Source organism: Balneolales bacterium ANBcel1, from assembly GCA_029688905.1.
In the GTDB taxonomy this organism is placed as follows: Bacteria; Bacteroidota; Rhodothermia; order Balneolales; family Natronogracilivirgulaceae; genus SLLW01.
This window is the reverse complement of record JARULB010000006.1, coordinates 181220-194538: the sequence shown is the minus strand read 5'-3', so window position 1 is coordinate 194538 and position 13319 is coordinate 181220. Positions and strand designations below refer to the sequence as shown.

At 54.6% G+C, this 13319-nt stretch carries 11 protein-coding genes and 1 tRNA gene; 8 read left to right on the top strand and 4 right to left on the bottom strand.

Annotated features, from left to right (window positions below):
• Positions 1-4: 4 nt before the first annotated feature.
• From ilvC to ilvB, 3 genes are all read right to left on the bottom strand, one after another.
• Positions 5-997, bottom strand: a complete 993-nt coding sequence (gene ilvC / locus QA596_09860; protein MDG5767770.1) for a ketol-acid reductoisomerase — start codon at positions 995-997, stop codon at positions 5-7.
• A gap of 336 nt (positions 998-1333) precedes the next feature.
• Positions 1334-1846 carry an acetolactate synthase small subunit gene (ilvN, locus tag QA596_09855; protein MDG5767769.1) on the bottom strand — a complete coding sequence of 171 codons (513 nt, stop codon included), beginning with the start codon at positions 1844-1846 and terminating at the stop codon, positions 1334-1336.
• A 30-nt stretch (positions 1847-1876) separates the two neighbouring features.
• On the bottom strand, positions 1877-3688 hold the full coding sequence (gene ilvB / locus QA596_09850) for a biosynthetic-type acetolactate synthase large subunit (GenBank protein ID MDG5767768.1): 1812 nt from the start codon (positions 3686-3688) through the stop codon (positions 1877-1879).
• 862 nt (positions 3689-4550) lie between these two features.
• Between ilvB and ilvD the strand changes: the two genes are divergently transcribed.
• On the top strand, positions 4551-6224 hold the full coding sequence (gene ilvD / locus QA596_09845) for a dihydroxy-acid dehydratase (GenBank protein ID MDG5767767.1): 1674 nt from the start codon (positions 4551-4553) through the stop codon (positions 6222-6224).
• A gap of 15 nt (positions 6225-6239) precedes the next feature.
• Here the strand turns inward: ilvD and QA596_09840 are convergent, their stop codons facing one another.
• A complete protein-coding gene (locus tag QA596_09840; GenBank protein ID MDG5767766.1) occupies positions 6240-6779 on the bottom strand; it encodes a hypothetical protein in 540 nt (179 codons plus the stop codon).
• Between the two features lie 212 nt (positions 6780-6991).
• On the opposite strand from QA596_09840, the gene ccsA (QA596_09835) reads away from it, so the two are divergent.
• The 7 genes from ccsA (QA596_09835) (at position 6992) to QA596_09805 (ending at position 12959) form a co-directional block, all read left to right on the top strand.
• Positions 6992-7624 (top strand): cytochrome c biogenesis protein CcsA, encoded by a 633-nt coding sequence (gene ccsA, locus QA596_09835; protein MDG5767765.1) that lies wholly within the window; start codon positions 6992-6994, stop codon positions 7622-7624.
• A 78-nt stretch (positions 7625-7702) separates the two neighbouring features.
• On the top strand, positions 7703-7957 hold the full coding sequence (locus QA596_09830; GenBank protein ID MDG5767764.1) for a hypothetical protein: 255 nt from the start codon (positions 7703-7705) through the stop codon (positions 7955-7957).
• 114 nt (positions 7958-8071) lie between these two features.
• Positions 8072-8467 (top strand): cytochrome c maturation protein CcmE, encoded by a 396-nt coding sequence (locus QA596_09825; GenBank protein ID MDG5767763.1) that lies wholly within the window; start codon positions 8072-8074, stop codon positions 8465-8467.
• A 6-nt stretch (positions 8468-8473) separates the two neighbouring features.
• Positions 8474-11245 (top strand): cytochrome c biogenesis protein CcsA, encoded by a 2772-nt coding sequence (gene ccsA / locus QA596_09820; protein MDG5767762.1) that lies wholly within the window; start codon positions 8474-8476, stop codon positions 11243-11245.
• Positions 11245-12018, top strand: a complete 774-nt coding sequence (locus tag QA596_09815; GenBank protein MDG5767761.1) for a hypothetical protein — start codon at positions 11245-11247, stop codon at positions 12016-12018. Before ccsA (QA596_09820) ends, QA596_09815 begins: the two co-directional genes overlap by 1 nt.
• Before the next feature lie 58 nt (positions 12019-12076).
• Positions 12077-12838, top strand: a complete 762-nt coding sequence (gene truA, locus QA596_09810; protein MDG5767760.1) for a tRNA pseudouridine(38-40) synthase TruA — start codon at positions 12077-12079, stop codon at positions 12836-12838.
• Between the two features lie 49 nt (positions 12839-12887).
• Positions 12888-12959: transfer RNA gene (locus QA596_09805), tRNA-Asn, on the top strand.
• Positions 12960-13319: the final 360 nt, after the last annotated feature.

Sequence of the window (13319 nt, the reverse complement as noted above, 5' to 3'; positions counted from 1 at the left end):
TTGTTCAGTCCTTTTTGATCCAGCTCATCATGTTTCGCAATTCACCACCGACCTTTTCAATGGGGAGCCGATCATGCTTTCTCCGCAACGCTTCGAGCGAGGGGCGCCCGGCCTTGTTTTCCAGGATCCAGTCGCGGGCAAACTTCCCGCTCTGGATATTCTCCAGAAGTTCTTCCATACGACGGCGGGTTCCGGCATCGATCACCTTCGGGCCGGCCGTCATTCCACCGTACTCCGCCGTATCGCTCACCGAGTAGTACATGCCGGCGATACCGCCCTCGTACATCAGGTCCACGATCAGCTTCATTTCATGCAGACATTCGAAATAGGCGATTTCCGGTTTGTAGCCTGCGTTCACCAGCACTTCAAAACCGGTATTGATCAATTCGGTAACGCCGCCGCACAATACCGCCTGCTCGCCGAACAGGTCCGTTTCAGTCTCTTCCTCGAAGGTGGTCTCGATAACACCCGCCCTGGTGCCGCCGATGCCTTTGGCATAGGCCAGGGCAATTTCGCGCATGGTGTTGTCGGGATCCTGGTGGATGGCAAACAGGCAGGGTACGCCGGCCCCCTCGGTGTACACGCGGCGCACCAGATGTCCCGGTCCTTTTGGCGCTACCATGAATACGCCTACATTCTCAGGCGGTACGATCTGACTGAAATGAATGTTGAAGCCATGCGCGAATACCAGCGCGTTTCCGGCCTTGAGGTTCGGAGCGATATCCGATTCGTACACCTCCTTCTGCTTTTCATCGGGCAGCAGTACCATCACAATATCGGCCTTTTCGGCAGCCACGGCGGTTTCATGGACGGTCAGCCCGTCGGATTCCGCCGTTTTCCAGGATTTGCTCCCCTTTCGCAAACCGACGATCACCGAAACTCCGCTTTCGTGCAGGTTGCGCGCATGGGCGTGTCCCTGACTGCCGTAACCGAGAACGGCCACGGTTTTGTTTTTCAGGACGGAAAGGTCGGCGTCGTTGTCGTAATAAAGTTTCATGTGTTTAAATTTTTTTGACTCATACTGTCACATGCAGCATCCATGGGTTTAATCATCCGCCTGTGTGCCGAATTGTTGGCCATGGATGTTTCATCTGTTGGTATAAGTTTTAATGATTGGATGTAAGATGGATGGATCATCCCGTTGAATGCCGGCCCGAGCGTCAGCACCAATCCGGCCGTTGCTGCCTTGCGGGGTGGCTGAGTCGAGTGACGGCTGTTCATCCGGGGATGGTGTGTTATGGGTTAAAGTATTGAAATATAATGTGATATGTCGTTACATGTGGATTGCCCGACATTCTGTGCAACTGGCGGGAAGCGCCGGTTAGCATGGTACTCACTCTTTGGGCCGGTACTCCCGTTTCATGGCGACGGTACCGGTTCGGGCTACCTGTCGGATGCCGAACGGCTCGAACATGCCGATGGCGGCGTCCACCTTGTCCTTCCGGCCGGTGATTTCGATGGTCAGGCTTTCGGTGCTGATGTCGATCACCTTGGCCCGGAAGACGTTGGCCACCTGGATGATTTCGGTCTGTTTTTCCTTGCTGGATTTGACCTTGATCAGCGCCAGTTCCCGCTCCACATGGGGCAGGAACGTGAGATCCTCGACACTTACGACATCCACCAGCTTGTCGAGCTGGAGGATGATCTGGTCGATGATGCGTTCATCGCCGTGGGTGGTGATGGTACAGCTGGCCATTTTCTCTTCTTCCGCTTCGCCGATGCTAATGCTGTCGATGTTGAATCCGCGGCCGGTGAAGAGCCCGGCGATCCGGGCCAGCGCGTTGAAGTTGTGGTTCACCATCATCGAGATGGTGTGTTTTTTTCCCTTTTTGGAGCCTTCGGACATGTTGGTTTCGGTTCTAATGGTTATGTGAGATTATTTCCGGGGTTTAACAGGGTAAGGCGTATCAACCAGCTCGTCGACCGCGGCTCCCGGGGGAATCATCGGATAGACGCATTCCTCCTGCGATACCCGGATATCCATTAATACCGGCCTGTCCTTGATCGCGTGTGCCTTTTCGAGTACCTCTTTGAGTTCATCCGGAGTTTGGGCCCGCATCGCCGTAACACCAAAGGACTCCGCCATTTTCACAAAATCAGGATTGCTTTCCTCAAGGAAGGAGTGGGAATAGCGTCCGCCGTAGAACATCTCCTGCCACTGGCGCACCATGCCGAGGTATCCGTTGTTCATGATGGCGATTTTGACAGGGATATTGTACGCGGCCACGGTTGCCAGCTCCATGGCGGTCATCTGGAATCCACCGTCGCCGGTAATGCTCCACACATCGCGGTCGGGCCGAGCAACTGCGGCGCCCATGGCGGCCGGGAAGCCGAAGCCCATTGTTCCGAGTCCACCGGAGGACAACCAGGATTTCGGATGGTTGAATTTGTAGTACTGCGCCGCCCACATCTGGTGCTGACCAACATCGGTCGATATGATGGCTTCGCCGCCGGTAACCCGCGAGATCTCCTGGATCATGTATTGCGGGGCGATCTCGTTTTCTCTGGGTTCGTAGCGCAGCGGATGCTCTTCCCGCCATTTGTCGATGGTGGCCCGCCATTCGGTGGTATCAACTCCATCCACCAGTTTATTGAGCTGATTGAGGACCACTTTGACATCCCCGATTACCGGTACCTCCACATGCACGTTTTTATTTACGCAGGAGGGGTCGATATCGATGTGGATTTTGCGGGAGTGCGGTGCAAAACCGTCAACACGGCCGGTTACCCGGTCGTCGAACCGGGCTCCAACAGCAATCAGTACATCGCAGTTCTGGATGGCCATGTTGGCGTACCAGGTACCGTGCATGCCGAGCATGCCGACCGAGAGCGGGTCCGTTTCCGGAAACGCGCCGAGGCCCATCAGCGTAGTGGTTACCGGGATGTTGTTTCTGCGGGCGAGTTCGATCACCTCTTTGTGGGCATCGCTTGAGATGGCACCGCCGCCGACATACAGCAGCGGCTTGTTGGCAACATTAATCAGCTCGGCCGCCTTGCGGATCTGGTCGTTTTCTCCGGTCACCTGGGGCTGATATCCGCGAAGTGCGGTCTGCGGATCCCTCTTCTCGTACATTGCCTTTGTAAAGAGCATATCCTTGGGCAGATCCACAAGTACCGGGCCCGGCCGTCCCGAAGTGGCGATGTAGAAGGCATCCCGGATGGCATCGGCGAGGTCGGCGACATCCTTTACCAAAAAGCTGTGTTTGGTGACCGGACGTGTCATCCCGATAATGTCTGCTTCCTGGAAAGCATCGTTTCCGATGAGCGATGAAGCCACCTGGCCGGTGAGCACTACCATCGGTATGGAGTCCATCATGGCGGTGGTAATGCCGGTTACCGTATTCGTGGCTCCGGGACCGGATGTCGCCAGTATCACCCCGGGTTTGCCGGTCGCACGGGCATAGCCGTCGGCGGCATGGGTGCCGGCCTGCTCGTGGCGCACCAGAATATGGCGGAGCTCCGGCGTATTAAACAGAGTATCGTACACTCCCAGGACCACACCTCCGGGGTAACCGAAAATGGTATCCACACCCTGGTCGAGCAGCGACTGAATCAGAATCTCGCCACCGTTCATCTCCTTTTTTACGAAAGGTGCGGTTTGTTGGTTCTGTTTACCGGATTCGGAACCGGATGCCTGTCGGCTGGTTGCCGCTTCCGTAGCTGTTTGGGTCGTATGGGACTGTTTCATGGTGTTATCTGGGATCTGTGTTGATTGTTGGTGCCGTAAGATGGGAAAGATGGTGTGTTCGGGAATACAGTAACCTATGTGCCCGTCGCTTTTCCGTTGACACATATATATGAAGTGTGCCCGCCAGCTGTGAGAGCAGATGGCCCGGGATGGGTTGCTTTACAAACAGATACAGTAATATGGCTGGAGATCATCGGTTTCGGGTTGGTTCCTCTTTCAGAGGTCGTTACCTAAAATCCGATTTCTTGTTACCTGTATGGGGTGGGCTTAAGGTTGACCTCTGAGTGGAATTATAGAATTCCAATTAGTAGGTCAATAACAAGAATAATCGATACGACAACGACAGATGTCCGTACAACCGTATCGACATACTCGGAGAGTATATTCACATAACCTTCAGTGACAAGCCGGTTGCTCAGGGCGGAGAAGCCGCCGGAGGGGAGTGTTCGAGCTACCGTTTTTGGATTATGCGTTGTCATCAGAAAAAAATCAAATATGCCGTTTGTGCATTTCTGTTAATGTGATACGACACAAACTAATCATTTTATCGGCTTTGTCAACTGCACGTTTCAGAGAAAAATAAAAAACCACTAAAAGTTGCCGGAGTTTTGCATTATAAAGTAAAATACCAATTAGTCATTACCTTATAAATTACAGGATATTTACGAATAAGCATGATTTAGTTCATATCTGTAAGCGCTTCTTGCGTAATTATCGCTGTTATTTTGAATAAATTAAGAAAGTTATCTGTAATTCATGATTTCAGGTTGAGAATGAGGTGGCAATGTGGTAGCATAGCGATCGGCACCGGCCGTAACATCATTAGAACCTATTGGTAACGTATTATTTATCCTTATTACATATGGCATTGAACAAATACAGCAGCAGACTGACCCAGGTGCGCTCCCAGGTGGGATCACAGGCCATGCTTTACGCAACAGGACTCAAGGAAGAGGATTTTGATAAACCCCAGATTGGAATCGCGAGCATGGGCTGGGACGGTAATCCCTGCAACATGCACCTGAACGAACTGGCGGAGCTGGTCAAGAGCGGAGTCATCGCCGAATCCATGATCGGATACATCTTCCATACGATCGGGGTCAGTGACGGAATCTCCATGGGTACCACCGGTATGAAGTACTCGCTTCAGTCACGGGATATCATCGCCGACTCCATCGAAACCGTGGTAGCCGCCCAGTGGTACGACGGTGTGGTGGCTCTTCCGGGATGCGACAAGAACATGCCCGGCTCGGTCATGGCCATGGCCCGTCTCAATCGCCCTGCAATAATGCTGTATGGCGGGACCATCCGTCCCGGAAATTTTCACAGCAGCAAACTGGATATTGTCTCGGCTTTTGAGGCCTGGGGACAATATGTGACCAAAAAAATCAACGACGAGGAGCTGGACAATGTATTGAAGCACGCCTGTCCGGGCGCCGGAGCCTGCGGAGGCATGTACACCGCCAATACCATGGCCTCGGCCATCGAAACCATCGGCATGAGTCTGCCCTACAGCTCCTCCATCCCGGCTACCTCCGACGACAAGCGCGAGGAGTGCGAGCGTATAGGCGCCGCCATGAAGATCCTGCTGGAGCGCGACATCACCCCCGACAAAATCCTCACCCGAAAATCATTCGAGAACGCCATTACCGTGGTGATAGCGCTCGGCGGCTCCACCAACGCAGTGCTCCATCTGCTCGCCATGGCCCATTCGGCCGGGGTGGAACTGTCCATTGACGATTTCCAGCGAATTTCCGACAAAACCCCGTTCCTGGCCGACCTCAAGCCGAGCGGCAAGTTTGTGATGGAAGACCTCTACGATATCGGCGGGGTTCCGGCGGTGCAGAAGCTTCTGATTAAAGAGGGTTTTCTGCATGGTGACTGCCTCACGGTAACCGGCAAAACCCTGGAAGAGAATCTGGAAGAACTGCCCGGGCTGTCGGAGGGCCAGACCGTCATCGCGCCCGTATCCGCACCGATCAAAAAAACCGGTCACCTCTCCATATTATATGGCAACCTGGCGCAGGAGGGGTCTGTCGCGAAAATCACCGGGAAGGAAGGCACCGAGTTTACCGGTACCGCCCGTGCGTTCGACTCCGAGGAGGAGTGTCTGGAGGGGATATCGAAAGGGAAAGTCGGAGCCGGTGATGTGGTGATCATCCGGTATGAGGGTCCGAAGGGCGGACCCGGGATGCGCGAAATGCTTTCGGTGACTTCGGCTATCATGGGCGCCGGTCTCGGCAATGACGTCGCTCTCATCACCGATGGACGATTTTCGGGTGGTACGCACGGCTTTGTCGTGGGCCATGTTACACCGGAAGCGCAGGCAGGCGGAACCATAGCGCTGGTACGGGACGGCGACACCATCACCATTGATGCCGCCCGAAACCGGCTGGAGGTGGATCTCGACGAGACCGAACTGGAACGGCGGCGTGCCGAATGGAAGGCGCCGGAGTTAAAGGCCACCCGCGGCACCCTGGTGAAGTATCTGCGAAATGTGTCGTCCGCTTCGAAAGGGTGCGTAACCGACGGCTGATATCCCCGGTCGCTTTTACTCGAATTTCTTTAGCTCGCGGCGGTAATCCTCTTCTGATATCAGCCCTTGCTGCCAGTAGCCGACCAGCTCGTTTTTTTTGTCAAGCGTGCCGGTGGGATGTGTTGGCCGGGTCTGTTCAACCTCTTCGCGGAGTTTCATGCGCTCGCGTTCGGACGATGCGGCCTGTTCCAGCAGCCCGGCTATGGGCTCCGGGTTTTCAATCGCCAGCATGACCGAAGTTTCACCGCTGTGGCGGATCAAAATGTGGCCGAGGCCGAATTTCGACAGCAGACGGGGAGAGGTGGCCTCGCAGGATTCGATCTCCGCAACGGGAATGATCGTTTCGTGTTCGCCGTCCTGAAGCGTTACCTCATGATCGGTGATCCGGTACGCTATCCGTTTCCACTTCTGATGGTATCGGTACAAAACCCAGATTCCCAATCCTAACAGAGGTACCAGCAGGATTCCAAGCACGATCGGCACAAGAAACAGCCGGCGGTCGGGTTTCAGGCGAAAGACATTTTCAGCGAGGCCGGAATTTTTTCCAGTAGTCATATGGTTTCTCCGTTAATGCTAATACAACAATTACGGTCCGGGGGAAATTCGCTTTTTCGTAGTCCCGGTTCTGTTTTTTTTGTAATTTAGCCCTAATTGACCGGCTATTCAGGAATTCGGAAGAATCAGCCGGGTCAGCAAAGTTATGTAAGTAATTGCTCACGTTTATCATGCCCGGACTCTCCATCTGGAAATATGTTGTTCTTTTGTGGATGACCGTTGTACTCGTAGCCGCGTTCCTGATCCGCATCCCCGACATGCCCATCCTCTACGAAACGACCCGGAACCTGTTTTTTCATGTGCCGATGTGGTTTACCATGACGGTCGTTTTCGGTGCCGGGCTGGTTTTCAGTATCCGCTATCTCGCGAGCAATAACATTCGCATGGATACGCTTGCCGAATCGGCTACCCTGATCGGGCTGCTGTTCGGCATCTGCGGACTCCTTACCGGCTCGCTGTGGGCCCGTTTTACCTGGGGTACCTGGTGGACATTCGCCGAACCCAAGATGAACCTTTCGGCAATGGCCATGATGATTTACGTGGCCTACTTTATCCTGCGCTCCGCCTTCGATGATCCCGAAAAGCGAGCTAAAATCGCCGCCGTTTACAATGTCTTCGCAGCGACGACCGTGCCTTTTCTTCTCTATGTGGTTCCGCGCCAATTACCGAGTCTGCACCCCGGCGCCGACGGCAATCCCGCGTTCAGCGATTTGACCGCTCCCGAACTCCGACTGGTTTTTTATCCGGCGGTACTCGGGTTTATCGGACTGGCCGCCTGGATGATCCAGCTTCGCTACCGGTACCGGACGCTTGAGCTTCAGGCGGATCGAGGGACCATCCCGTGACACGCCTCCTGTCTTCGACATTGAATATCACCGAAAAACTTCAGAATATCTCTATCTGATCATCCGTTTCTCAATCCAATGACCGCAATTTCCTCCCTGTTAATCACCATCTTTCTTTTTGTTTCCGATACACTGAATACCGCCTACGGTGAGTCGTGGGATGGAGTCCAGGCTTCGGAACAGGGCAATGTATTCATGCAGGCCATGGCATCCAACAACCTGATATTTGTCGTACTGGGTGTAAGCCTTATTATATGGTTTGTACTGGCCGCCTATCTGATTCGGCTTGAGAAAAAGCTCGATAAACTCGAAAAACGGATGGAGGGCAGCTAAGGCTCCAACACCATTTGGCTGCTGTGAATCCGGCAAACTGGGCACCGGACCATTGACCCGGACCACACGGCAACAGCGATACGAAATCACCCCAAAGATCAGCTTACGTTAACCATGCGACCCAGACTTGTTTTCGGAATCATCGGTATTATCGCCTTCACCTCTCTGGTGATGTTCAACTTCAGTCAGAGCATCAGCTCGTATGTCGACTTTGAGCAGGCAGCAACGCTTAGCGGTGACAATATCCATGTCATCGGTACATGGGACAACACCCGGCCCGCCAGATTTTCCACCGAAACCATGACGTTCTCTTTTTATATGAACGATGAAGCGGGCAACTCTCGTCGGGTGACCTATCCGCGGCCGAAGCCCAATAATTTCGAGCAGGCAGACCAGATCGTTGTAATCGGAGAGATGCGCGGTGAAACGTTTGTATCGCGCGACATGCTGGTCAAATGCCCGTCCAAGTATAACGATGCCGTCACCCCCGAACTTTCCGAACTGCAGTAACCTTCCATGATTGGAATTCTCGGCCACGTCGCCCTCTCTCTTGCTTTTGTAAGCGCCCTGTTTGCCACCTGGTTCTATTATCGTGCTTCCCGGATCGGGGATATCCTTGCCAAAGGCGGGCATACGCAGAACGGAAAAACCCCGAGCGGCGCCAGATCGGCCGCTGACGGCAACCCCGCTGCTCATGGCAATCCGAATGGCGGCACCGCTTCCGCCGAACATGAAACCACCGGATCCGGTACCGCTTCATCCGCTGCACATGATCCACTGGTGCTCCGCGCCGACAAGTACGAGTCCATTGGCAACGTCCTGTTTTTCCTGAAAGGGTCGTTTACCCTCTTTGCGTCCGGGCTGCTGGTTTATCTGCTCTTCACCCATCAGTTCCAGTACTACTACGTATTCAACTACACCAGTACCGACCTTCAGAATGTTTATCTGTGGGCGGCGTTTTACAGCGGGCAGGAGGGAAGTCTGCTGCTGTGGGTGCTCTCCTCGTTTCTGGTAGGGCTGGCTCTCATCAAATGGACCACCAAAGAGTATCGCGCACCGGTGATGGTTTTCATGGGCCTGACCCAGGTATTCCTGCTCTCCATGGTGTCCGGCTTCCCGGTACCCGGCCTTGGCGAACTCGGCGCCTCGCCCTTCCGCACCCTTGCCTCCGAAATGGCCGATTCACCGATATTCCAGCGCAATCCCGACTTTGTGCCCGCCGAGGGAAGCGGTCTGAACGACCTGCTTCGCAGCCCCTGGATCATCATCCATCCCCCCGTCATTTTTCTGGGGTTCGCGATGATGACCGTGCCCTACGCTTTCGCGCTGGCTTCCCTGTGGAAGCGCAAGTACCACGAGTGGATCCATGTCGCGCTGCCATGGACCCTCGGCGCCAATCTGTGCCTGTTGACCGCCATCTTTCTCGGTGGGTACTGGGCATATGTGACCCTTTCGTTCGGTGGATACTGGGCCTGGGACCCGGTGGAGAACGCCTCGCTGGTCCCCTGGATTTTCGGCATGGCCGGTATCCACGCCATGCTCATCCAGAAAAAACACGCCAGTTCGCACAAGGCATCCATCATTTTCGCGATCCTGGCGTATGTCACCATTGTGTACCAGACCTTCCTGACGCGCTCCGGCATCCTGGGCGACTCTTCAGTGCACAGTTTCGTGGACCTTGGGCTCTACAACTACCTGCTGATGTTCATGCTGGTGACCGCCGCCACAGGTGTCGGCCTGCTGGCATACCGCTACCGCGAGCTGCCCGAGCCAGAGAAGGAATCCCCGCTGTTAAGCCGGGAGTTTATGATGTTTTCCGGGGCGATGGTGCTGTTTCTGGTCGGACTGGTGATTATCCTCGGAACCAGCTCACCGGTACTTGGCCGGCTGTTTGTCGACAATCCCACCCCGCCCGATCAGCAGTTCTACAACAACTGGAGCCTGCCCTTCGGAGTGCTCATCGGTCTGCTCACGGTCGTGACCCAGTACCTGTGGTGGAAGCGGCATAACGCAGAATCCCTCGCCTCCGCACTCATCGCGCCGACACTCGCCGCCTCGATTCTCACCATATCGGTGGTGGTCTGGCTCGACATGAAGAATCTTGCCTATATGATCTATCTCTTCGCCGCCATTTTCGCAGTGGCCGGTAACGGGATCATCATGTTCCGCCTGATGCGCTCCAACCCCAGGCGGATCGGCGGCACCCTCACCCATATCGGTTTCGCCGTACTCATGATCGGCTTCCTTGGCGCGGCATTCGACAGGCCCATGGTCGATTCGCAGACAAGAGAGTACAACAGGGCCGTTGCGGCCGGACAGGTGTATGATGATGACGGATTCCGGGTTAATCAGCCGGTGGAATTTGTGGAACTCGAAAAGGGTCTGCCGAAACTGATCGACGGACGCTATATGGTCACGTTTCTGAGTGCCGAGATCACAGAGGACAGAAGGCCAGGGGAGCAGGAGTATGAAGTACAGTTTGAGGACATCAATTCCGGGCGTACTTTTGTGATGCGGCCGACGGTCTACCCCATGCTCTCAAACTCCTCCCCCGGAGCAGTGGAGTGGACCGTGGATCCGGATGTGCGCACCGGCTGGTACCGGGATATTTTTATGTATGTGGCGGGTTCTTCTCTGGTTGACCGGGAAATCGAGCGCATGAATAGGGAAAACCCCGGGCAGTTCCAGTCCATTGACCAGCTGGGGCCGCAAATGGCTGAGTATGATCCGGACCTGACCGAGGTGACCATTCGGCGCGGCAGCACGGTGCAGCTGGGTGAGTATACCATCACCTTCCGGAATTTTATTTATATCGATGAGGCGGAACTGCCTGATAACAGCATCATCGGGGTGAAAGCCGACCTGCTGATGGTGCACCGGGAAAGCGGGGAGAGCCGGGAGGTTCATCCGCAGTATGTTCTGGTTACGCAGGAAGACGGGCAGTACGCCTTCAACCCGCCGGAACCACTGGAATTTGTTGAGGACGGCATGGTTCGGTTCACCGAAATTCGACCCGAGCGAGATGAGATCGCCCTGGAAATACGTGGCGTGGAAGGGGAGGCCGAGCGCGAATGGATTCTTTTGGCCGCCGAACACAAGCCGATGATATCGGTGGTCTGGCTCGGGACCTTTTTGTTGATGTTCGGTTTCAGTGTCGCTATTATGTATCGCTGGGCCGACCAGAAAAAGCGGGAGAGCCAGGAAAAAAAGAATCAGAATCAGAATATTAATTTGAAGGATGTGCCGGAGGATGAATTGGCCGGTACCCGTGAGGAGATCAATCAGTAATGAGAAACCGGATCACACGCCCCCCGAAACAGTCCCTTGCCGGCGCAATGCTGGTTGCCGCAATGCTTTTATGTACCGTTACCGACTCCAGGGCTCAGTTGGTACCGGCCGGACCCGATGCCGCCGACGGATATGCAGTCTCACTGACGGCTTTGCCGGCGATGGAATCGGAAGTCAGTTACAACGGCAACGATATGAACCGCCCGTCGCCCGTCGGTGCCCTTCTGCGCTCTTTTGTCGTTCCGGGATGGGGCCACCATTATGTGGATTCGGACAACTGGCGCATGGGTCAGTATCACCTTGCGGCTGAAGTCGTACTGCTGGCCTCCTGGCTTGGAATTAACCGCCAATCGTCTGTGCTCGAAAAAAACATGTACACCCATGCCGCGGCATATTCTGGTGTGGATATCCGCGCCTACGGAAGGGAGTTTGAGCTGGCGGTAGGCAACTACCGGTCCTATGACGCATATATTGAGAATATGGAGCGCACCAGGAACTGGCACCGTCTGGAGGATTTCCCCGACTCCCCGGTTTATCGCTGGGAGTGGGAATCGGAAGCGTTGCAAAACGAATATCGGGATTTGCGGTCGCGGCGTGATAACCTCGACCAGCAGCTGCCCGCCATTGCCGCCATCATGGTGGTCAATCGCGTGTTGAGCGGCGTCAGCGCGTTCAACCGGGCCCGCTCCTTCACCGGAGGGCAGGCGTCACTTCATCTGGCTCCGGGACCGGAGCACCAGGGTGTGCAGGCCCATGTTCGTGTCTCGTTTTAACGGGAACAGAGCGGTATGTCATAATCCCCCAATCCGCCCTGAATAAATTCACCGCCTGATGCCACGCTATGTCATACAGCTAAGCTACGACGGCACGCGCTATAACGGATGGCAGCGGCAGCCGAATGTGCCGACCGTGCAGGGGGCGGTGGAAGAAGCGGCCGCCAGAGTGATTCAGGAGGATGTACAGCTATACGGGTCGGGACGGACTGATGCGGGAGTGCATGCCGAAGAGCAGTTTGCTCACTTCGATACCCATATTCCGGTCGAGACCGATAAGCTTTTGTACAGCCTTCGGCGGATGCTCCCGGACGATATTTACATTGCCGGAATCCGCGAAGTTGCCGAGCACTTCCATGCCCGGTTTGATGCCGGTTGGCGCCAGTACCGGTATCAGTTGCTGCTTCAGCCCGATCCGTTTCAGCGCATGTACGCCTGGTACCCCGGCGAAGGGCTGGACTGGAAGACGATGAGACGATGTGCCGGGCTGCTGGACGGCGAACTCGATTTTTCCGGATTTTCCCGAAATACCGAAGACCTTCCTCACAGCCGTTGCACCATCCTGCAATCTGACATGGAAATGAGTGGAGAGGGGATGGTCTGCTATCGCATCCGCTCGAACCGGTTTCTCCGGTCGATGGTGCGAGCACTTGTTGGCGGTATGGTCTCTGTTGCCAGCGGTAAAAAAGAGTTCAGCTGGTTTAAAAAACACTTGAATCAAGGAATGGAAATCGATAATATTGCGCTTGCTCCAGCCGGGGGGCTGTTCCTTGAAAAAGTTTTTTACCCCAAATCGGTTTTGGATTTGACACAAAGGTAAAAGGCTTCTTATATTAGAATTCTTGTGAAAACAAGAAAATTTCTGCCACTCCTCCGTAGCTCAATGGCAGAGCATTCGGCTGTTAACCGAAGGGTTACTGGTTCGAATCCAGTCGGGGGAGCACAAAATGCGAATTCGGAGATCTTCCGGGTTCGCATTTTTTTTATCTGCCAAAGTTCAAAGGACAAACGACAAACGAATTCTTCAGACATCTGACTGAAGAAGGCTCAACCTGCCTGTTTTTCTGTTATCGGCGGACCCATACAGAAGACGCGGCTGCCTGCATCTGTATTAATAGGGCTCTCCGTTTTTCGGCAGATTTGCTGCTGTTCAGCGGAGCGCACGTTTCTTCGGTTGATTTTATCGCGGTATCCGTACTTTCACCCCTGCAGCTTGTATCTCTCCGCCAGAATGGTTATCTCTGAAACCTGATGGCGTCGTACGTATTCTGCGGGATGTACAGCGGCGCATGACAAAAGTA

Excerpts from the sequence above, each read along its gene's own strand:
- ilvC (MDG5767770.1), bottom strand. The coding sequence starts at position 997 with ATGAAACTTTATTACGACAACGACGCCGACCTTTCCGTCCTGAAAAAC.
- ilvN (MDG5767769.1), bottom strand. The coding sequence starts at position 1,846 with ATGTCCGAAGGCTCCAAAAAGGGAAAAAAACACACCATCTCGATGATG.
- ilvB (MDG5767768.1), bottom strand. The coding sequence starts at position 3,688 with ATGAAACAGTCCCATACGACCCAAACAGCTACGGAAGCGGCAACCAGC.
- ilvD (MDG5767767.1), top strand. The coding sequence starts at position 4,551 with ATGGCATTGAACAAATACAGCAGCAGACTGACCCAGGTGCGCTCCCAG.
- QA596_09840 (MDG5767766.1), bottom strand. The coding sequence starts at position 6,779 with ATGACTACTGGAAAAAATTCCGGCCTCGCTGAAAATGTCTTTCGCCTG.
- ccsA (MDG5767765.1), top strand. The coding sequence starts at position 6,992 with ATGACCGTTGTACTCGTAGCCGCGTTCCTGATCCGCATCCCCGACATG.
- QA596_09830 (MDG5767764.1), top strand. The coding sequence starts at position 7,703 with ATGACCGCAATTTCCTCCCTGTTAATCACCATCTTTCTTTTTGTTTCC.
- QA596_09825 (MDG5767763.1), top strand. The coding sequence starts at position 8,072 with ATGCGACCCAGACTTGTTTTCGGAATCATCGGTATTATCGCCTTCACC.
- ccsA (MDG5767762.1), top strand. The coding sequence starts at position 8,474 with ATGATTGGAATTCTCGGCCACGTCGCCCTCTCTCTTGCTTTTGTAAGC.
- QA596_09815 (MDG5767761.1), top strand. The coding sequence starts at position 11,245 with ATGAGAAACCGGATCACACGCCCCCCGAAACAGTCCCTTGCCGGCGCA.
- truA (MDG5767760.1), top strand. The coding sequence starts at position 12,077 with ATGCCACGCTATGTCATACAGCTAAGCTACGACGGCACGCGCTATAAC.